This is a genomic window from Pseudoalteromonas sp. GutCa3 (assembly GCF_002836155.1).
In the GTDB taxonomy this organism is placed as follows: domain Bacteria; phylum Pseudomonadota; class Gammaproteobacteria; order Enterobacterales; family Alteromonadaceae; genus Pseudoalteromonas; species Pseudoalteromonas arctica.
On sequence record NZ_PJBK01000067.1, the window covers coordinates 149,396 to 171,183 of the forward strand.

The following is a 21,788-nucleotide window of genomic DNA, read 5'->3' on the forward strand; positions in this document are numbered from 1 at the left end:
CGCCTACTGGCGTGCTATTGGAGCAAGCAATAAATGCAAGTATTACGTCCTATTACTGCCAATGATTTTGACGCGCTTAAACAAATAGCGATTGAGTCCGGTCATGGGTTCACCTCTTTACCTGTGGACGATGCACAGCTTAAAGAAAAAATTGAACGTGCTGAAAAAAGCTTTGCCAAAAACATTAACCAGCCACTTGATGAAAGCTATTTATTTGTTTTAGAGGACAGTGAAACAGGTGACGTTATTGGCACAACCGCTATAGAAGCCGCAGTAGGTTTATCGGTGCCTTTATATCATTATCATTTAGGTAAAACAGTACACCACTCGCCTACTTTAAATGTATATAACACCGTTGATATTTTAAGCATGTGTAACGACTACACAGGTTGCTCTGAAATATGCACATTATTTTTGCGCGAAAATAGCCGTAAAGGTTTAACGGGTCGATTTTTATCGCGTTCACGCTTTTTGTTTATGGCTCAGCATAGCGAGCGTTTTGCCGATACTGTTATCGCAGAAATGCGCGGTGTTAGCGACGAAGACGGCCATTCTCCTTTTTGGCAATGGCTGCAAGAGCACTTTTTTAGTATTGAATTTCCAGAAGCTGATCACTTAGTTGGCTTAGGCGATAAGGTATTTATTAGCGAGTTAATGCCTAAATACCCTATTTATGTGAACTTGCTTAGCAAGAAAGCCCAAGCAGTTATTGGGCATGTGCATGAAAAAACAAAACCTGCGCTAAAATTATTAGAAAAAGAAGGTTTTGAGCACAGAGGCTACGTTGACTTATTTGACGCAGGCCCAACGGTTGAAGCAAAGCTTGGTAATATTCGCAGCATTCGCGACTCTCAAGTTTGCCCTATTACTATTGGTGAGCTTGATCACATATCACAAAATAGCTCTGATACGCTGGCTGTATGTAATCAAGGCGTAAGTGGCTTTAGAGCAACATTTACCAAAGACGCACATTACAATCATGCAAAACATACTCTCGTCATTAGCCAAGATGTGGCTAAAGCACTTAATTTAAGTCAAGGAGATGCAGCGCGATTTTTCCGCCTGTAAATTATTTATGAATACACACCTAATTAATAACCAGTGGCATGCAGGGCAAGGTCCAGCATTTGAGTCAATCAATCCAAGTAATGGCGATGTGGTATGGCAAGGTAATGGCGCAAACGCTGATCAAGTAGATTCAGCTATAAAAGCAGCCAGAGCAGCACAGGTACAATGGGCAGATAAGCCGCTTGAAGAGCGTATAGCCATTCTTGAAAACTTCGCAGCTCAATTAAAAGAACACAGTGAAGAATTTGCGACCATAATTGCACGCGAAACAGGTAAGCCATTATGGGAAACCCGTACCGAAGTGGGCGCAATGACAGGCAAAGTAGCTATATCTGTAAAAGCGTACCATGAGCGTACCGGTACAACCGAAAACCCAATGCCCGGTGCTAAAGCGTTTATTAGACACAAACCGCATGGCGTTGTGGCTATTTTTGGCCCGTATAACTTTCCGGGGCATTTACCAAACGGGCATATTGTTCCTGCAATTTTAGCAGGCAACACCGTAGTATTTAAGCCATCAGAACTAACACCGCACGTTGCAGAATTCACCCTCTCACTTTGGTTAAAAGCGGGCTTACCAGCGGGTGTTATTAACCTTGTCCAAGGTGAAATTGAAACAGGCAAAGCGCTTGCTTCTCATAAAGATATAGATGGATTGTTTTTTACCGGTAGCTCAAACACAGGTCACTTACTACATAAGCAATTTGCAGGGCACCCTGGCAAAATTTTAGCACTTGAAATGGGCGGTAATAATCCTCTTATTGTAAAAGACGTGAGTGATGTAAGCGCTGCTGTGCACGATATTATTCAATCAGGCTTTATTACCTCAGGTCAGCGCTGTACGTGTGCACGCCGCTTATTTATTGAAAAATCGCTCAATGGCGATGCTATTTTAGAAAAGCTAATAAGCGCGACTAAAAACATAGTTGTAGACGACAGTTTTGCTACAGAGCAGCCTTTTATGGGTGCAATGATAAGCGAAAAAGCAGCACTGGGTATGGTCGCTGCGCAAAGTGAATTAGTGTCAAAAGGCGCGCAAATCCTTGTTGAACTTAAGCAATTAAAATCAGGCACCGGTTTTGTAAGCCCAGGTATTATTGATGTAACAAACATTACCGACATGCCAGATGAAGAGCATTTTGGACCGCTTATTAAAGTGTATCGTTACAACGACTTTGACAGCGCAATTATTGAAGCTAACAACACAAGCTTTGGCTTATCTGCAGGTTTACTTAGCGACAGTGAAGATGATTACACTCACTTCTTAAAGCGCATTCGTGCAGGTATTGTTAACTGGAACCGCCCTATTACGGGTGCCTCTAGCGCGGCTCCATTTGGCGGCATAGGCGCCAGTGGTAATCACAGAGCAAGTGCCTATTATGCCGCCGATTATTGTGCATACCCTGTGGCATCTGTTGAGTCAGACAAAGTGAGCTTACCGCAAACCCTAGCGCCAGGCTTGGTAATTGAATAAGCAATAAAACCAAAATTTTAGATTTAAGGATTTAACATGCATACTGATGTAAACACATTATTTGAGAGCCTTTGGAAAAACTACTTAAACGTAACACCATCGGCAGACAAAATTCATGACCTTTTAGGGTCAACGCAAAAAGATGACATTATTAACGATCATATTGCGCTGCGTACGTTTAATATTGAAAAAGTGGGTCTTGAAAAGCTCGCTGCTCACTTTTTAGCTATTGGTTACAAAGAATGTGGTGAGTACCATTTTGAAGCTAAAAAACTCTATGCAAAGCACTACGAGCATAGCGATCCTAACCAGCCAAAAGTGTTTATTTCTGAGCTATTAGTTGAAAAATGCTCGCCTGAGTTACAAGCCATCGTAACCGACATGGTTGACAAAATTGATGAAAGCGCAGTAACAGCTGATAACTTTTTGTATTCAGGCACGCATTGGCAAGTAAGCACCGATACTTATAAGCAGCTGCTAGCTGAAAGCGAGTATGCAGCGTGGATGTCGGCGTGGGGTTACCGCGCCAATCACTTTACAGTAAATATTAATACGCTTGCTAAGTTTGATAACATTCATGATGTTAACCAAGCCCTAAAAGACGCCGGCTTTTCGCTTAATACGTCAGGCGGTGAAGTTAAAGGCTCACCAGAGGTGTTACTAGAGCAATCGTCAACACTTGCTGATGAATACTCTGTTACCTTTAGTGACGGTGATATGAGCATCCCTAGCTGTTTTTATGAGTTTGCTATTCGTTACCCTAAAGCCGACGGTGAGCTTTATACTGGTTTTGTTGCAGCCTCAGCTGACAAAATATTTGAAAGCACCAACGCTCGATAGCAAAACCTAAAATACTTTATTTAAAAAGCCCGTTATGGGCTTTTTTTATGTCGGTAAGTTATGTTGATTAATTATAAAAATAACGGTTTATAATCGTTTTCTAACTTTTCAAACGATAAATCGCCAATAAAGCGGCCAAAGCTCAACCAAGTTGCCAAACCGCGTAAGTCTTTAAAGTGTGGTGGCACAAATTGCGGGCTCTCAATTACACCTAAATCATGAAGCTGCGATATTAATCTAAAATCATCTATCGATATTTTACCTACCAGTAATAAAGGGAGTCTATCGATTCGACCAAGCTGTATTGCAACGCGTATTAAGTTATAAACCAGTACAAAGCCTTTAATGTAGGCAATATCTTTTGTAAAAGGCAGGCCTGTTGGCGTACTGCCTCTAAATACACGCTGCGCGAGTGTGTAGCTGTCATCTTTTGATAAACCTTGCGCTACATAGTCACGGTAAATATCTACAAATTCAGCGCCATCTATTACCTTTGTAACCGCTTGAATACGGTTAACTAATTTAGATAAACGCCTTGGTGTCGATTTTAAAGTAATAATTTCGGTTAATACTGCTAAGCCTTCTTGGGTAATAGTTGAGCTAGGCGTGCCTTTACTCAAACATGTTAAATACGGCTGTGCTAAACCATTTTGAGTGGTACCTACGTGTATCCACCCTTCGTGAACTTCTAAAATATCAAGTTCACGCTGAGAAAACTTAACATCTTGATTAAGCTTTATATTATTAGCACCTGCGGCTGCATCACTAACAATACCATCGCTAAGCATTACCTCTACGTTTATCCCTGTCATACTGGCATTTACTTGCTCAGACAAAATACGCACAGCATCAACAGCATCAATATTTTTAGGGTCGTCAGGCAGTATGTCGGCTATAAGTAAATTTTGCAGCGGTTTATCTAGCATATTAGCTAGCTCAGAAAGTGAGGGCTCACCAGCATGGAATAAGTCTTTAGGGTGACCAAATAACTCCACCGATAAGTCATGAAACTCTGGCGTTCCACGATACTCAAGCATACTTAATACCGTTTTATACTCGGTGCACATTTTTCCCATATATTGAGCAATCGGATTTAACTGCCCCAATTGGTTAATAATGTTACGGTGCAAAGTAGAAAATGCTTGGCGTAACTCGCTAGGTACAAAACCAAGGTCGCGCTGTTGATAATATGCACGATCGATGAGTGGGTTTTTTTGACATTTCTGTCTAAAAAACTCCTCTTTAGTTTGTTTATCCCAATTAATAGCATCGAGTATCCTAATTGGAGTTTGCAATGCAATTAATTGATCCGATAACTCACGAGTTTTTAGTAGTAACGCCTTGTCTATCATGCTCTAAGCTCAACAATAAATGAGTTTTGAGCATAATTTAAAAAAGCGAAATTACAAAGTAATATCACACTTTTTTAGCTATTGTTTTTAAGATGATCGACCCTCATATCTGTATCGTATGAGTTACTAAAGGAAGGGCATAAAACATGAAAAACGAAATCGATAACAAACAGATTTTGGCTGTGTATGAACGTATCATCCAAAAAGGTGAAATGACTAATGAAGGTAAATATTATCAGGGTGTTACAGCTTATTCAGACGTAGATGGCTATACGATATATTTACAGGGTAGCGGCGTTGAACTGCGCTTTGGTTTTCATAATACTTACCACCTTGACTACGAACATGAAAAGCATAAAGACGACTTTTTGAAAAAATTATATAACATTGCAAACGAGAGCTAATGCAACCACGAAAACGCAGACACCGCCCTACCAGTAAGCTCAATACTACTTTTATAAACCAAGTAGTAGAAGAGCTTAGAGCTGATCCAAGCAAAGTCTCAATTATTCAAGAAAATTTAGAACAGTACCGTGCTCAAACTCATTTAAAGCGTGGTTTTTTACTGGCTATAGAGCGCTTTGATTGGGTTTTTGAAGCAAGTAAAGATATAGACTTTATTTGCCAGCAAATTTTAGCTGATGACTATATTGGCAATAGACTAAGACGTTACCCCCTACTTTTTAAAGGCGTTATTAATAATGCCTGACCTTTCAAAACCAAGCGCTTTAAAACGATAAAACCACAAAGTTTACTCTCTATATAAATTTATTAGAGCACTAAGCAATTGCAGGTTTAGTGCGCTTTTGTATTAAATCAATACTATTAGTACTCTAACTATTACTGCACTAATGATTATTGATCATTTTATTCATTTATTGCTGTAAACAAATCATTACTATTATTTAATTTCAAAATAAAATTCACAAGCCTTTGTTTTAAATAAAATAAAACAAAATAAAACCTTATCTTCTTTATCGCATTAGTTGCGCTTTTATTAATGATTAATCTACATTTTGGCATCTAGATATTTACTTCAGCCTTGAATTGTTAGAGCTATTACCTTAAGCTTATGTTTATTGAACGTTCAATTAATAAAAATTATGCCTAAAGTCGGAATGGAACCTGTCAGACGTCAGCAGCTAATTGACGCGACTATAGAGTCAGTTGCAACTAATGGACTACAAGGCACAACTATAAACAGCATTAGTAAAAATGCCGGTTTATCGTCAGGCATTATTAGTCATTATTTTGGTGGTAAGCAGGGGTTAATTGAAGCCACTGTTAGATACTTACTAACAAGCTTAAAACAAGGCTTGATAAGTAAAGTAAATAACCAAACGAATGCCATTGAACGTTTAATGATTATTATCGAAGCCAACTTTGCGCTTGTACAACAGCGTAATGATACAACCCGAACGTGGTTAAGTTTTTGGGCGCAATCGATGCATAATGAAGAATTACACAGACTACAAAACGTAAACAGTAAACGCTTGCAAAGTAATTTAGCATTTTCTTTTAAGCAATTAATGCCTATTGAGCAAGCAAAGCAAGCTGCAGAACTTAGCGCCGCAATGATCGATGGCCTATGGTTAAGAGCAGTACTGAGTAAATCAGACAATAATCAGTTTAAACACAGTGAAAAGTTAGCAAAAAGCTACGTACTTTCACTTACCAAGCAATATGGAGCCTAGCGTGACTACACCTGTCTATCAAAATTTTATTAACGGCCATTTTCTTGCAAACCAGAACGGCAAAACATTTGATGTAACAAACCCAGCAACGGGCGAGGTTATTTACGCAGTAGAAATTGCCGACGAATTTATTCAAAACGCAGCCATTGCCAGTGCAAAGCAAGGTTTTGCTCAGTGGTCAGCAATGACACCCATTGAACGTAGCCGCATTTTATTAAAAGCAGTCGCTATTTTACGCGAGCGCAACGATGAGCTTGCACTTGTAGAAGTACTCGACACCGGTAAACCAATGCAAGAAGCAAATTGTGTTGATATTGAAACCGGCGCTGATGTAATTGAATACTTTGCAGGCCTTGCGCCAGCACAAGTAGGCCAACAACAAATGGTTGGTGATGACTTTTACTACACACGTAAAGAGCCATTAGGTATTTGTGCGGGTATTGGTGCATGGAACTACCCACTACAAATTGCATGTTGGAAGTCGGGCCCTGCCCTTGCAGCTGGTAATGCATTTATATTCAAACCATCTGAAGAAACACCACTTGGCGCAATTAAACTTGCAGAAGTATTTGTTGAAGCTGGCGTACCTGCAGGTGTGTTTAATGTTGTTCAAGGCGCGGGCGATGTAGGCCAGTGGCTAACGCAGCATAGCGATATTGATAAAGTATCGTTTACGGGTGAAGTAGGCACAGGTAAAAAAGTAGTGGCAAGTGCTGCAGGTACTTTAAAAGATGTCACGATGGAACTTGGTGGTAAATCTCCATTATTAGTATTTGATGATGCCAACATTGAGCAAGCAGTTAGCGCTGCTATGTTAGGTAACTTTTATACGCAAGGCGAAATTTGTACTAACTGTACACGTATTTACGTTCATAAAAATGTATATCAGCAGTTTATTGATGAGCTTAAAGCGCGCACTGAGAAAAACATTATTGCTGGCGACCCACAAGATTTAAATACTAACTTTGGCGCACTTATTTCTAAAAAGCACCAAGAACTAGTAATGAGCTACGTTAATAAAGGCATCGAAGAAGGTGCAACGCTATTAACCGGTGGTACAACGCTTTCACCTAAATCTGCACCTAATGGCTATTTTGTAGCACCGACTGTGTTTATTGATTGTAATGACGATATGACTATCGTTAAAGAAGAAATATTTGGCCCTGTAATGAGCGTGCTTGTTTTTGACGACGAAGACGATGTTATTGCACGCGCTAACGGGACTCACCTAGGCTTAGCTGCAGGCGTATTTACTAGCGATATTAAACGTGCGCACCGCGTGATTCATAAGTTACAAGCCGGTATTTGTTGGATTAATGCATACGGTAACTCACCTGCTGAAATGCCAGTTGGCGGTTATAAGCAATCGGGTATTGGCCGTGAAAATGGTATACAAACTCTTGATCAATACACGCAAACTAAGTCTATTTATGTTGGTATGGCCGACATAGAAAGCCCATTTTAAGGCGCCCTACTATGAGTAATCATTACGACTATATTATTGTTGGCGCGGGTTCGGCTGGTTGTGTTTTAGCAAACCGTTTATCTGAAGATTCAAGCAACCGCGTGTTACTACTTGAAACTGGCGGTAGCGATAAAAGTATTTTTATAAAAATGCCAACCGCGTTATCTATTCCTATGAATAGTGACAAATACGCATGGCAGTTTCATACGCAACCTGAGCCTCATTTAGATAACCGTGAAATGCATTGTCCTCGAGGCAAAGTATTAGGCGGCTCGTCATCTATTAATGGCATGGTATATGTACGTGGCCACGCAAAAGATTTTGACGAATGGCAGCAACACGGTGCAAACGGCTGGGATTACCAATCGTGTTTACCGTATTTTCAAAAAGCAGAAAGCTTTTACCTTGGTGAAAATACTTACCGTGGTGGCAAAGGCCCGCTTGGCGTTAATAACGGCAACGAAATGAAAAACCCGCTTTACCGCACCTTTATAAAAGCAGGTGTACAAGCCGGTTATGCTTCTACAGATGATTATAATGCGTCGCAGCAAGAGGGTTTTGGCCCAATGCACATGACCGTAAAAGACGGCGTACGCAGCTCTGCTTCTCGTGAGTATTTAGACCCTGTTAAATCGCGTAGTAATTTAACAATTATTACAGGTGCACTAGCACAACGCGTGATTTTAGATGGCAAAAAAGCCACCGGCATTGAATACAAAGTAAATGGCGACGTTAAAACTGCACATGCTGCAAAAGACGTTGTACTAAGTGCAGGGCCAATTGGCTCTCCACATATTTTACAACTCTCTGGGATTGGTGATACTCAAGTGCTTGAAAAAGCAGGCGTTGAAGTACAGCATCATCTACCAGGTGTTGGTCAAAACTTACAAGATCATCTTGAGTTTTACTTTCAATACAAGTGTAAGCAACCTATCACGCTTAACGGCAAACTAGGCATTGTTTCAAAAGGGTTGATTGGCGCGCGCTGGTTATTAACGCGTTCAGGTTTAGGTGCAACGAATCATTTTGAATCGTGTGCGTTTATTCGCTCAAAGCCCGGTGTTGAATGGCCAGATATTCAGTATCACTTTTTACCAGCAGCTATGCGTTACGATGGTAGAAGTGCATTTGCAGGTCATGGTTTTCAGGTACATGTTGGTCATAACAAACCAAAAAGTCGCGGTAGTGTGACTATTGCTTCTGCGAATCCTGAGCAACCACCAACCATTTTATTTAATTACCTTGAACACCAAGACGATATTGAAGGTTTTAGAGCGTGCGTTCGCTTAACACGCGACATAATCGAACAAAGTGCCTTTGATGAATACCGCGATGAAGAAATTCAACCTGGTAAACATATTCAAACAGATGAAGAAATAGACGCCTTTGTACGCCAAGCCGTAGAAAGTGCCTACCACCCTTCTTGCTCATGCAAAATGGGTGAAGATGATATGGCCGTTGTTAACTCAAATACGCAAGTACATGGTATTGAAGGACTACGTGTTGTTGACTCATCTATATTCCCAACTGTTCCTAACGGAAACTTGAATGCGCCTACTATTATGGTTGCCGAAAAAGCAGCTGACATAATTTTAGGTAAAGACCCATTACAGAAATCGGATGTGAATGTTGCCATAACAAAAAACTGGCAAGAAACACAACGTAGTACGGAGATCTAACTTTAGCCACATGCTTAGGTTTAGTCTCGTCGGGCTAAACCAATGCGTGCCTTGCAGTGGCACACGATGTAAATAGGTTACGTTGTGTTAATGCGAGAATAAAACAATAAAATACGGAGTGCTTATGAATTATTTTTATTCATTACTGGAGGGTAACAATGACTATTTGGCTTAATGCAGGGATCATTTTTACCTTACTTGCCATTATCACTATTTTAATTAAATGGGGTAATGTTCGCGTAGTAGGTGTAACACCAGTTCGAACCTTTACGTTTATAGCAATACTATTTACTTCTGGCCTAGATGTTGGCCTTATCATGTTTCCTTTAACTGAGTTTGCAGGTTATGCAGACATAAAAGCAAGCCCAGAATACGCGTTTGCAAATCCACTGGCTATTGAGTTTGGCTACTGGGGATTTTTGATCTGGGGATTTTACTTTCTTACGTGCTTTTATTTCTGTGTAATAGAACCTAAAGTGAAATTTTTCGAAATTCCTTGGGTTAAATTTATCAATAACGTTGTAATTATTGGTACATGTGCATTTACCGCTTATTTGCTGCTTACAAACCTACCGTGGTATTTACCCGAACTAGGTGATGGAACAAGTATAGTTTCTGAGTTTTACTTAATTGTGTTTGCGGCTATCTGTTTTGCTGTGTACTCAAGTACTGATATTAAATATGTACGTATTTTAAGTATTTCTACTACGTGGTTATTTTTAGCTTTAATCGCCTTTATGTGGGCTGGTGCATTTGTGATTGGTGATAGTCAAATGTCAGCATTTACAGATAACTTAGGTTCTATTGGTACTTACTTTGCAAACATTAATGAATTTGTTTTACCGCTTAATGATTACCATGAGTTTTACTTATTCTGGTGGTTTGCGTGGAGCATAATGATTGGTCAATTTACATCACGCTTTGTTGGTGGACTTAAAACATACCAAGTATTAGGTGCTATGTTGATTTTCCCTTCTATTCCTATTGCGATTTGGTTTAGCGTACTTTACCACTACCATGAAGCCGGCATTCCAACGCAAGGCATTAAAAACTTTGCAATGGTATTTGTAGGTATTGTATTTGTAATTAACTCACTCGATTCGTTAGTGCGTTTATATACAGATAACCTAAACTTTACCGTAAAGCGTTTTGGCAAAATGAAATACATGATCGGAAATGTTGTCGCTTTATCGTTACTTACACTATTGTTTAAATTAGAATTTTTACAAATTCAGTGGGTAGGCGCATTGGTTATTGGATTGTTCTTTATCTGTGCTGGTTTTATCGGATACAGCAAGTTTAAAACAGTTACAAACATAGACAGCTCACCAAAAGCAAACGAAATTGATTACACAAAAATAGACACAGTACACTAGGGATTAATAATGAATAACAAACTAAAACAACTTGTAGTAGCACTACCATTTGCAGTTTTATCAACAACCGCAGCTGCTGATTGGTCAACAACAATCACCGCAGCATCTGACTACACTTTTAATGGTGTAACACAAACAGATAGCGATCCTGCAATTCAAGGCAGCTTAGACTATGCCTTTGATAGCGGTGTTTACGCCGGTGCATGGGCTTCAAACGTAGATTTTGGTGACGACACTGATTTTGAACTTGATGCTTACGTAGGTAAATATGTACAACTTGATGAGCAATTTAGCGTTGATTACGGTATCGCTTATTACACTTATCAAGGTAATAACAGCGATGGTAACTACGCTGAAGCTTACACTAAATTTGGTTATGCAAGTGAATACGGCCAAACTGAGCTTAACTTTTGGTACAGCTGGGATTACTTTGGTTACGATACAGGCCACGTTATTTCGATGATCGCTCACACTTATGAGCTGGCTCCTAATCATGCACTACGTGCAAGCTTTGATATTTCAAACTCACTTGATGGTGATAAGTTTGAGTGGGATCAAGCTAAGGGAGACAAATCGTATTATCACTACCGTCTAGCATATCAAACAAGCTACGAAGGTTTTGGTATTGAAGTAGCTGCTGAAAACACAAGCTTAGATTACGATTATGCTGATGAGCGTATTGTACTTGCTGTTTCACGCACATTTGATCTTTAATACAATAATTACTGATTAAACAAAAAATGCCACTCTACTTAGAGTGGCATTTTTATTTGTAAACTAACTAACTAACTAACTAACTAACAATATCCCAAGCACTTGTACCCGATGCTGAAAGGTTACTGGTGTTATTGCGTAATACTTTATTACCTACATTAGCTGATGACTCAGGTCGACTTACTAAATAACCCTGAACAGAACTCACACCCATTTTTTTAACAAGTTCAAACTGCCCTATTTCTTCAACGCCTTCAGCTACAATTTTAAGGCCAAGCTTTTGTCCAAGCTCACTAATTGTATTTAATATATCATTATATTTTTGGCTTTTATTAGCTTGAGCTATAAACGAGCGATCAATTTTAATAACATCTATTGGTAAATCCGCTAATGTACTTAAAGAACTAAAACCTGTACCAAAGTCATCAATAGCAATAGTGATACCCTCTTCTCTTAGCCTGCTCAGCTCTTTAATAATTCTTGGACTGGCTTTAATGAATGTTGATTCTGTAATTTCAAGCATTAAAGACGTAGCGGGTAAACCGGTTTTTTTGAGCTTCTTCATTATCCAATCATAAATGTCACGGTGCTTTAATTGAATGCCCGAAACATTTACTGATATTTTTACTTTACGCATACCTGCATTGTGCCATGCAGCCATTTGCCTACATGATTCAAGCATAATCCAATCGCCAAGTTCTAATATTAAATTAGACTCCTCTGCTATTGGAATAAATTCTGAAGGGGGGATCATGCCCTCAACTGGGTGGTCCCATCGGGTAAGTGCTTCGAAATAATCAATCATACAATCTTCAACATGCACAATTGGCTGAAAAGATAAGTAAAAATCTTTACACGCGACTGCTAAACGCAGCTCTTCAAGTAAATAATGGTAACGGCGCATTTTGTTACCCATTTCTGGCGAGTAAACTTTAAATATTCCCTTACCATCACTTTTAGCTCTATACATAGCTACATCGGCTAATTGTAAAAGCGCTTGAGGCGTTGATGCACTTTCTGGGTAAGCCGCAATACCAATACTGGCACTAATTTTTACTATTTTATTGCCAAGCACAAAGTCTTTTTCAAGCTCACTTAGCACATGCTTAGCAATTTCAACGACTCTGTCGCTATCATCAAGTAATTCTATAAAAATGGAGAACTCATCCCCTCCTAACCTTGATAAGTTTTGCTCTAATTGGTTAGCACTATTTATGTTACTTAATTTATGGTGGCGTAATACATTCGCAAGTCGGCTAGCAACTTGAACTAATATTTCATCACCAAAACTGTGACCAAACGAGTCGTTTACTTGTTTAAAGCCATCAAGGTCTATAAACAGGAGCGCACACTTGAGATCTTCTTGATTAGCATGATTAATTTGTCTGTCGATATGTTCAATATATGCATGACGGTCAATTAATAACGTCAGTTTATCTTGGCATATACTGGTTTGAGTTTGTTTTACATAATTAGCCACATGCGTATTTAAACTATTTATTGATTGGCTTAAGCTGCTTACACCCAAAGGGTTCTCTGCCGATTTTACTTGCAAATTAAATGCAGTGAGTAAGCTATTGGCTTGAAGATTAAGCTCCGCTATTTGATTTTTATAATGACGCTTTCTACGCTCTCTGCGTAAGTACAGGCCAGAACCAAATATTAAGATACATAAAAGTAAAAAATTAATAGGTGATGCAAGTGTCATTATAATTAACTTACTTGAATCAGCAGCTACAAACTGGGTGTCAGTGGTTTTAATAAGCAAAAAGTCAGCAGTGGGCTGCTCAATTATATAGTGGCCATTTAAGATCGGATTATACCAAGGAGCTATATCAAGAGTGGTATTCGTTATTTCGAAATTTCGTATATCAATACTGGTACTAAATAAATTTATACGATTAATCTGATTCGTTAACTCTATGTTTATGCAAAAACAAAATAGAATTATGATTAGGAAAATAAAACCGAGCGGCTTAAGTTTACTCATAAAAAAAATCCATCTACTTTGCTTCTCCTATCAAACCTATTACCAAAAACGGATTATATCGCTTGCATTTAGTACTACGCAAGCATTGATATAATCCTAAGCCATTAGAATAACAAAAAATTGTAACAATAACGGATTAACTAATTATATTTGATATATAGTATAGGTGGGATTAACAAAAATAAACAAAAAGGTTCTAATTGTTTAAAATTTAATACATACCGTCAATAAGCTCTATAATTTTTTCTTCAGCGTCTATAAACTTATCCAATCCACCACCGGTGCGATAAGATGCTTGTGCTATTTTTTCATTCGTTTCAACGTCTTTAATCCAAATATTTGCGTATGCCATATAGAGCGCTATATCCCAACGCCAATTTGCTACGTAGTAAGCCACTGCATTACATCCTGTCGTATCTGCACCTGGTAATTCGGTCTGGTAGTCTTGGTGTTTCAATACATAATTGGCTGGAATTACCCGAGTTTCAACATCATGCTTTGCAAAACCTTTTTTCATTGCATCTATAACACCAGCTTTAACAGCCTTATGTTCAGCAATACATACTGTTTTAGGTATGTTTGTTTCAAATCGAGTAATGTCTTGCTTTGCAGCACAACCGGCCAAGGTGGCAACCATTGCTGCTGCAACTGTTATTTTTAACGTATTCATATTTATTCCTTTTTTATTTTTAATATTTAAAGCTGCCATGCATAGCTAACTTTTGTAAAAAATGTACGCTGATCTCGCTCAATATTTTTAAGAGAATCGTCTTGGTAACCTCTATCTGAGTAACCCAAATAAAACAGTGTTTGCGCATTAATTTTATATGAGTAAACAAGCTGGCTCCCGTAGTCTTTATTGATTTGACTAACTTGGTAAAAGTAGGCGTTTTCGTCTCTATCAATGTCTTCAAATTGTAAAATTAATTTAAGAATTGAACGCATGCTAAATTTATAATGAAGCCTAAAGTCGACCAAGTTAGCAGTAAATACGCGATCCCCTTGCGGGTTATCTAATTGACTGTAGTTATGTTTTACATCGAGCTGCCAATGGTCGTTAATGTCCCACACCAATTGGGTTTGAGTGTCAAACGCGTCGCCTAATTGCTCATTTGCATAATCAATGCGGCTAGCGTATTCAATATATAACGAAAGCTTTAAATCTTTAGTGGGTTTAAAGCCCGTATAAATAAAACCAATATTTTGATTATAAAAATTGTCGTTATAGTTTTCATAGCGGTGCACTAAACCAATTTCAAAAATAGATTGTTTTTGGCCTTTAAAGCTTAAAAAGCCTTCGTATTCTTCTTCAAGTAAGTCGCCGTTTTGCGCCCACGTTTTATCCCAGTCAGCTTCGTATGACCATGAGGTAAGTAAATCAGATTCATCTCTGTACCATGTTTGTCCGCCACCAAAGCCTACTTTTTCATAATCGACTTTAGCTTGATAACCTAAATCAGTTCGGTAGTCCTGCCCAATATTTTCATAAGATGCAAATAATTTGTAATCACGTTTATCGCGGGTAAGTTCCAGGGCATATGCTTCATCTGACTGAGTTTCAGATAAGTTATAATTTTGAATTAAAAATTCAGAGTTACGTGTATCAGCAGATGATACTTGATACAAAAGAGTATCCGATTGATTAAACCAGTAGCTACCATCCACTGATAATACAGTGTTGTGATAGTCATCACTTTCTCTGTGCGTGCTTGAAAGGCCAATAGTACCTTGCTGACCTAAGTCATATTGATAACGCCCTGCGGCAGCATTCGTTTTTTCGTTTAAGCTTGCAAAACCAGAGCCCTGATTCGTTGGCAGTAAAATATTACTATTGTCGTCATCAGCGAGCATTAACGCATAACTATGATCACCCGTTTTACCCGTTAATTTTGCACCTAAAGTAGGCTCTGCAATTGTACGTGTATATAAAAGCTCAAATAAGCTGCTTTTAAAGTAAGAAGCTCCATCTAAAAAGAAAGGACGCTTTTCAGCATAATAAATAGAAAAGGTTGTATTTACATCGAGCTCTAAAGAGTCTGTTTCTACTTGCGAAAAATCTGGGTTGATAGTCGCATTTAAAACAGCGTCCTTGGTTAAACCCCAGCGCAAATCTAAGCCCACTTCGGTATCTATATCACCATTATCCCAGTTATCCGGTAATTCAGATTTATTATCGTTACGAAGTGCTGTCAATGTAGGTGTTAATTGAATATTTTTACTCGATTCAATATCGCTAAAACCCACTAACTTATCAAACTGACAAAGGCTACATTTTATATTTCTATCAAATCCCATATTTGATAGCTGATATAAAACATCACGTTGGTAGTTTCTCATGACTGAAAAACCCCACGTTAGCTCTTTTTTATTTTCAGGAAAGCGCAGTGCCTTAAAAGGAATACGCATTTCAACAACGTAACCTTTGTCGTTAATTTGTCCTGCGCTATCCCAAATAGCATTCCATGAGGTATCTGAGCTCCATCCATCGGTATCGGTCATTCTTATATCGCCTTGTGCACCAAGGGGATTCACATGAAATTCATAACCACTGCGTTCATCATTAAATGTATCAATAACAAGAATGACTACGTCGTCTTCCCATAGCGTATCGCGGTCACGAAGTGATGCACGAATTTGTTCAGGGTTTGGATCCTCTGCAATAAAGGCAACATATAAGTTTGTGCCATCTTCGTAAATAAAGGCATCAGTTTTTACAGGAGGTGTGCCTTTTTCGTTAGGCTCATCTTGGTAGAGTAGAGGTATACGTGTCGCATTTTGCCAGTGCGCTTCATCCATAACACCATCAATAGTGATCTTTGAATCAATACGAGATAAGGATACTTGCTGTTTACTAGCCGCTACATCAAGGCTTGAGAGTAATAAAACGAAACTTAAAAATAGGAAGGTAAACTTTTTTATTATAATTATAAAGTACTGCATAAACATCCATTTAGACTGTAATTACTCATAGGGAGTAACTTAAGCTGGGGATTGTAATTTATCCAGGTACATTTGTTAATACTTTGAAATAAAAAATTAACTATTTAATGATAAAGGAGTAACTAATTGTTACGTATTATGTTTCGAGTAGTTTAAGTTTATCGTCTATGCCATTCCATATATCAGCGTCCTCTGGTGCAGGTTTAACCTCTGTAATGCGCGGCCAGACCAGTGCAAGTTCAGCATTCAATTCAGTAAACTCTTTTTGAGATTCTGGTAATTCATCTTCTTGGTATATAGCATCAGCTGAACACTCAGGGACACATAAACCACAATCGATACAATCAATCGGGCTAATTGCTAAAAAATTAGGGCCTTCAAAAAATGCATCTGCTGGGCACACTGATACGCAATCGGTGTACTTACATTTTATACAATTTTCGGTGACTACAAACGCCATACTATTTTAATACCTAAGATTTTAAACAACAGTTGTGGATCATACCCATCCACTCCAAAAATACAATAAATAAGTGCCATATCACCCTATTTTAACGTAAAATACGCGCCTTATGTTTGCACACCCGTTGTGCCCTGCATCCCCTTATTGTGAGCGGTAATAATACCCCGCTATGACACCTAAAAGAGATATAAATGATACGTTTAACCGAAATAAAGCTGCCACTTGATCATGACGAAGATGCAATTGGTCAAGCAATTGTAAATAAACTAAAAATCCAACCAGAACAATTGCACAGTTTTAATGTGTTTAAGCGTGGTTATGATGCACGTAAAAAATCAGCTATTTTACTGATTTATACACTCGATATAGAAGTTGATAACGAAGCCGAGCTACTCGCGGCATTTGAAAAAGACCAACATGTAAAAGTAGCGCCAGACACAAACTATAAATTTGTAGCCCAAGCCAGCGAAAATATAACAGAGCGCCCTGTCGTGATTGGCTTTGGCCCTTGTGGTTTATTTGCAGGCTTATTACTTGCTCAAATGGGCTTTAATCCCATTATATTAGAGCGCGGTAAAGAGGTACGTGAACGTACAAAAGACACGTTCGGTTTTTGGCGTAAACGCACACTTAATACCGAATCAAATGTACAATTTGGTGAAGGTGGCGCAGGTACATTCTCAGACGGTAAGTTATACAGCCAAGTAAAGGATCCAAAACATTACGGTCGTAAAGTCATTACTGAATTTGTAGAAGCTGGCGCACCCGATGAAATTTTATACGTAAGTAAGCCACACATTGGTACGTTTAAACTTGTCACCATGATTGAAAAAATGCGCGCTCGTATAATAGAACTAGGCGGCGAAATTCGCTTTAGCACACGTGTTGACGATATTCATTTAGACGACGGGCAAGTAACAGGTTTAACGCTTTCAAATGGCGAGCAACTAAACACTCGCCATGTTGTATTAGCCGTTGGTCACAGCGCACGCGACACGTTTGATATGATCCACAAAAAGGGGATTTATGTTGAAGCAAAGCCATTCTCAGTCGGTTTTAGAATCGAACATAAACAATCAATGATCGATGAATGTCGTTTTGGTACAAATGCAGGAAACCCAATTTTAGGCTCTGCCGATTATAAACTTGTTCATCATTGCGACAATGGCCGCACAGTTTACAGCTTTTGTATGTGCCCAGGTGGCACAGTAGTCGCTGCAACCTCTGAAGAGGGCCGCGTTGTTACCAACGGTATGAGCCAATATTCACGCAGTGAGCGCAACGCTAACAGCGCTATTGTGGTAGGCATATCACCGGAGCAAGATTTCTCAGGTAATCCACTTGCCGGAATAGACTTACAACGTAAACTTGAAGAGCAAGCGTATGAGCTTGGTGGTAGCAACTACGATGCACCAGCCCAGTTAATTGGCGACTTTTTGAAAGGTAAATCATCAGAAAACTTAGGTGAAGTACAACCCTCTTACACACCCGGTATTAAGTTAACCGACTTGAGTAAAGTGCTACCACAATTTGCAATTGATGCTCTTCGCGAAGCGATACCAGCGTTTAATAAACAAATTCGTGGCTTTTCAACTAACGACGGTTTATTAACCGGCGTTGAAACACGTACTTCGTCGCCTATTAGTATTAAGCGTGATAAAACATTCCAAAGTATTAACACCAAAGGGCTTTACCCTGCAGGTGAAGGCGCAGGCTACGCTGGCGGTATTTTATCAGCGGGTATTGATGGTATTAAAGCGGCTGAAGCGGTCGCACTGTCTATGCTAGAAAACGCTTAAACCTCTTTTTTAAGCTGTTTATCGAAAAGCCTCACTTTGTGAGGCTTTTTTGTGCTAAATGTATAGAAAATAATAACACCTTAAGCACCTCAATAATGATCAAAACATTTACCTTTTCGTTGCTTAGTGTATTGGCAATTTTTAACGCTAAAGCACAAGAACTAAAAACCATCGATGAAATTCACAGTGCATATAAAAATAATTCTATTAATGCACAGCAACTCACCCAAAATTATATAGACCGAATTAATAAACTTAATCCACACTATAATGCGGTTATTAGTTTAGAGCCTACAGCGATTGCTCAAGCTAAAACGTTAGATGAACTTGCCGTCAATGGAACTTGGGCTGGGCCATTACATGGAATACCTGTACTTCTTAAAGATAATATAGAAACTAAAGGCACACTTCCTACAACGGCTGGCTCTTTAGCACTTAAAAATAACGTTACTAATAATGATGCTTTTGTTGTTAAACAACTACGTAATGCGGGCGCTATAATTTTAGGTAAAGCTAATTTAAGTGAGTGGGCAAATTTTCGTTCATCCTATTCATCTTCAGGCTGGAGTGCCGTAGGCGGACAAACACATAATGCGCACGATGTAACACGTAACCCATGTGGTTCTAGCGCAGGTTCTGCTGTTGCGGTAGCACTTAACTTTGCGCCCATAGCATTAGGGACTGAAACAGACGGTTCAATTACGTGCCCAGCTTCAGTAAATGGAGTTTATGCAATAAAACCGAGTATGGGCCAAGTATCACGCTCAGGTGTTGTGCCTCTTTCAAGTAGCCAAGATTCAGTAGGGCCGATGGCGCATTCTCTTAAAGATTCGCTGCTGGTTTTATCTGTTTTGCAAGGTGAGGACTCCCTTGATGCAACAACTACAGGGTTTGAATTAAAAACAGGTAATATAAAATCAAAATCGTCACTTATTATTGGTGCACTGCCTAGCGACAAATTTACAGTTGAAACGCAGCGCCTTTATGCCAAGCAGTTACAAGCATTACAACAGGCTGGACACACTGTTATTAATGTAGATATTACTGATAACTTAGATACGCTATTTGTTGATGAATACTATATTTTACTTTATGACTTCAAAGCCGAAATTAATCACTACCTCGCAAGCACTCCAACACAAGTGGCTGTTAAGAGCCTAAAAGCACTTATTAATTTTAATATTCAAAATAAAAAAACAGAAATGCCCCATTTTGAGCAAGATATCCTAGTTCAATCGCAGGCTATTGATTTAACTAAAAAACAAAAATACCAAGAGACTAAAGAACGCTATCGCACTTTAGCAACGACAGCCATTGTTAATGTATATAAAAACAACAAGCTTGATATTGTTATAGCGCCTACAGTATCCCCCGCCTGGAAAACTGACTTAGTTAATGGTGATAATTTTAATGGCAGTAGTAGTTCGTTATCTGCTATTGCTGGCACAACGCACATAACCCTACCGGTCGGCAAAGTAAGTGGTTTACCGGTTGGTTTGTCCATAATAGCAAATAAAGAGGACGAGCAAGCGGCTTATTTATACGCAAACATTATTGATGAGGTGTTATCACCAGGCACAAAAAAACCTGAGTAAACTCAGGTTTTTTTAAACTAAACGGCGTTAACTATGACTTTTTAAGTGACAGTTTTTCGCCTTTTAAGCTTTTACGAACGCTTGAAATACGTGAGCGATTTACTGCTCTCGCTTCACCGGTTGCTTGTCCTGATAACTTGTTAGAACGTGTACGGCGTAAATGCGCTGGTTTTTTACCAATTTTATCAATTAGTACTTCACGGTTACTTACTTCATAACCTTCTAAATATACACGTTTGATTTTTTGGCCGATTAGCGTTTCAATTTCAAACAAAGTGTTTTCTTCTTCACGGCTAACAAATGAGATTGCTTGACCTTGGCGACCAGCACGACCTGTACGGCCAATACGGTGAACGTAATCTTCTGCAAGCCAAGGTAAATCAATATTAATTACACGAGGTAAGCCATCAATATCAATACCACGAGCAGCGACTTCTGTAGCCACTAATACGCGTACCTTGCCTTCTTTAAATTCACGTAAAGCACGACGACGGTTACCTTGAGATTTATCACCGTGGCAAACGCCTGCCGGAATACCATCAAGGTTAAGCTCTTTAACAAGCTCATCAGCTGTTTCTTTCATGTTTACGAAGACAAGCACTTGTTGCCAGTTTTTCTTACCAATCAATTCAGAAAGTAGCTCTTGCTTACGACGTTCTTCAACTGGGTAAACAACATGCTCAACGGTGCTTGCTGTACTGTTAGTTTGATCAACACGGACTATTTCAGCTTGTTTCAATACTTTAGATGCAAATTGTTTAATTGCTGCAGGGAATGTAGCAGAGAAAAGTAAAATCTGGCGCTCTTCTGCACAGCTTTTAATAACGTTTTGCATATCTTCAATAAAGCCCATATCAAGCATACGGTCAGCTTCATCAAGAACAAGGTGCTTAACACTTGCAAGGCTTAAGTTACCTAAACGAATATGATCAAATAAACGACCTGGCGTTGCAACAACAATATCTACACCTTCTTTTAAAGCATTTGCTTGGCCGGCAGTGCTAACACCACCAAATAAGCTAACGACTTTAAGTGATGTATGCTTTGCAAAATCTCTAAAATTATTTGCAATTTGTTCTGCAAGTTCACGCGTTGGAGCAAGTACTAATGCATGAGGTGCATTAGTTGTGCTGAGTTCAGACTCAACCAATTTTTGGATGATAGGTAAAGCAAACGCGGCAGTTTTGCCGGTACCAGTTTGTGCACTGGCTAAAACGTCTTTACCTTTACGAACAGCAGGAATTGCTGCGCGCTGAATGGGCGTAAGGGTGTGATAGTTAAGTTCGTCCAACGCCTGGATGATTTCAGGAGCGAAACTAAAAGATTTAAAATTCATGCT

General features: G+C 39.0%; 18 protein-coding genes. 12 read left to right on the plus strand and 6 right to left on the minus strand.

The window, feature by feature from the left end; translation table 11 throughout:
* Positions 1-33: 33 nt before the first annotated feature.
* The 3 genes from astA to CXF64_RS10620 are packed head-to-tail and all read left to right on the plus strand — an operon-like array spanning position 34 to position 3,382.
* On the plus strand, positions 34-1,068 hold the full coding sequence (gene astA, locus CXF64_RS10610) for an arginine N-succinyltransferase (protein ID WP_007580762.1): 1,035 nt from the start codon (positions 34-36) through the stop codon (positions 1,066-1,068).
* A gap of 7 nt (positions 1,069-1,075) precedes the next feature.
* Positions 1,076-2,542 carry a succinylglutamate-semialdehyde dehydrogenase gene (astD, locus tag CXF64_RS10615; RefSeq protein WP_101216980.1) on the plus strand — a complete coding sequence of 489 codons (1,467 nt, stop codon included), beginning with the start codon at positions 1,076-1,078 and terminating at the stop codon, positions 2,540-2,542.
* 36 nt (positions 2,543-2,578) lie between these two features.
* A complete protein-coding gene (locus CXF64_RS10620; protein ID WP_007580767.1) occupies positions 2,579-3,382 on the plus strand; it encodes a DUF1338 domain-containing protein in 804 nt (267 codons plus the stop codon).
* Positions 3,383-3,453: 71 nt separating this feature from the next.
* On the opposite strand, the gene CXF64_RS10625 is transcribed toward CXF64_RS10620, so the two are convergent.
* On the minus strand, positions 3,454-4,734 hold the full coding sequence (locus CXF64_RS10625; protein WP_101216981.1) for a flavohemoglobin expression-modulating QEGLA motif protein: 1,281 nt from the start codon (positions 4,732-4,734) through the stop codon (positions 3,454-3,456).
* A gap of 146 nt (positions 4,735-4,880) precedes the next feature.
* Here CXF64_RS10625 and CXF64_RS10630 point away from each other — a divergent pair, with 146 nt between their 5' ends.
* The 7 genes from CXF64_RS10630 (at position 4,881) to CXF64_RS10660 (ending at position 11,662) form a co-directional block, all read left to right on the plus strand.
* Positions 4,881-5,138 carry a DUF3081 domain-containing protein gene (locus tag CXF64_RS10630; protein ID WP_101216982.1) on the plus strand — a complete coding sequence of 86 codons (258 nt, stop codon included), beginning with the start codon at positions 4,881-4,883 and terminating at the stop codon, positions 5,136-5,138.
* Positions 5,138-5,443 carry a hypothetical protein gene (locus CXF64_RS10635; RefSeq protein ID WP_007580773.1) on the plus strand — a complete coding sequence of 102 codons (306 nt, stop codon included), beginning with the start codon at positions 5,138-5,140 and terminating at the stop codon, positions 5,441-5,443. Before CXF64_RS10630 ends, CXF64_RS10635 begins: the two co-directional genes overlap by 1 nt.
* 409 nt (positions 5,444-5,852) lie before the next feature.
* Complete coding sequence (gene betI / locus CXF64_RS10640; protein WP_101216983.1) at positions 5,853-6,428, plus strand: transcriptional regulator BetI; 576 nt, start codon at positions 5,853-5,855, stop codon at positions 6,426-6,428.
* Between the two features lies 1 nt (position 6,429).
* Positions 6,430-7,893: a betaine-aldehyde dehydrogenase gene (gene betB, locus CXF64_RS10645; protein WP_101217061.1), complete on the plus strand. Its 1,464-nt coding sequence runs from the start codon at positions 6,430-6,432 to the stop codon at positions 7,891-7,893.
* 11 nt (positions 7,894-7,904) lie between these two features.
* The gene (betA, locus tag CXF64_RS10650) at positions 7,905-9,572 is read left to right on the plus strand and encodes a choline dehydrogenase (RefSeq protein WP_101216984.1); all 1,668 of its coding nucleotides are present in this window, start codon (positions 7,905-7,907) and stop codon (positions 9,570-9,572) included.
* 158 nt (positions 9,573-9,730) lie between these two features.
* Positions 9,731-10,948: a BCCT family transporter gene (locus CXF64_RS10655; protein ID WP_024592192.1), complete on the plus strand. Its 1,218-nt coding sequence runs from the start codon at positions 9,731-9,733 to the stop codon at positions 10,946-10,948.
* Between the two features lie 9 nt (positions 10,949-10,957).
* Positions 10,958-11,662, plus strand: coding sequence for a TorF family putative porin (locus tag CXF64_RS10660; RefSeq protein WP_007580783.1), 705 nt, complete (start codon positions 10,958-10,960; stop codon positions 11,660-11,662).
* 79 nt (positions 11,663-11,741) lie between these two features.
* Here the strand turns inward: CXF64_RS10660 and CXF64_RS10665 are convergent, their stop codons facing one another.
* The 4 genes from CXF64_RS10665 to fdxA all read right to left on the minus strand — a co-directional run bounded on the left by CXF64_RS10665 (position 11,742) and on the right by fdxA (position 17,052).
* Entirely contained in the window at positions 11,742-13,652 is a 1,911-nt protein-coding gene (locus CXF64_RS10665; protein WP_101216985.1) for a putative bifunctional diguanylate cyclase/phosphodiesterase, read from the minus strand.
* Positions 13,653-13,863: 211 nt separating this feature from the next.
* Positions 13,864-14,322, minus strand: a complete 459-nt coding sequence (locus CXF64_RS10670; RefSeq protein WP_007580787.1) for an Sbal_3080 family lipoprotein — start codon at positions 14,320-14,322, stop codon at positions 13,864-13,866.
* Positions 14,323-14,348: 26 nt separating this feature from the next.
* Positions 14,349-16,592, minus strand: a complete 2,244-nt coding sequence (locus CXF64_RS10675; protein WP_101216986.1) for a carbohydrate binding family 9 domain-containing protein — start codon at positions 16,590-16,592, stop codon at positions 14,349-14,351.
* A 136-nt stretch (positions 16,593-16,728) separates the two neighbouring features.
* Positions 16,729-17,052 carry a ferredoxin FdxA gene (fdxA, locus tag CXF64_RS10680; protein WP_007580791.1) on the minus strand — a complete coding sequence of 108 codons (324 nt, stop codon included), beginning with the start codon at positions 17,050-17,052 and terminating at the stop codon, positions 16,729-16,731.
* Between the two features lie 194 nt (positions 17,053-17,246).
* Between fdxA and CXF64_RS10685 the strand changes: the two genes are divergently transcribed.
* Both CXF64_RS10685 and CXF64_RS10690 read left to right on the plus strand, forming a co-directional pair.
* Positions 17,247-18,854, plus strand: coding sequence for an NAD(P)/FAD-dependent oxidoreductase (locus tag CXF64_RS10685; protein ID WP_101216987.1), 1,608 nt, complete (start codon positions 17,247-17,249; stop codon positions 18,852-18,854).
* A 95-nt stretch (positions 18,855-18,949) separates the two neighbouring features.
* On the plus strand, positions 18,950-20,449 hold the full coding sequence (locus CXF64_RS10690) for an amidase family protein (protein ID WP_101216988.1): 1,500 nt from the start codon (positions 18,950-18,952) through the stop codon (positions 20,447-20,449).
* Positions 20,450-20,480: 31 nt separating this feature from the next.
* Here CXF64_RS10690 and CXF64_RS10695 read toward each other — a convergent pair whose 3' ends face one another.
* Positions 20,481-21,785, minus strand: coding sequence for a DEAD/DEAH box helicase (locus tag CXF64_RS10695; RefSeq protein ID WP_002958629.1), 1,305 nt, complete (start codon positions 21,783-21,785; stop codon positions 20,481-20,483).
* Positions 21,786-21,788 lie beyond the last annotated feature (3 nt).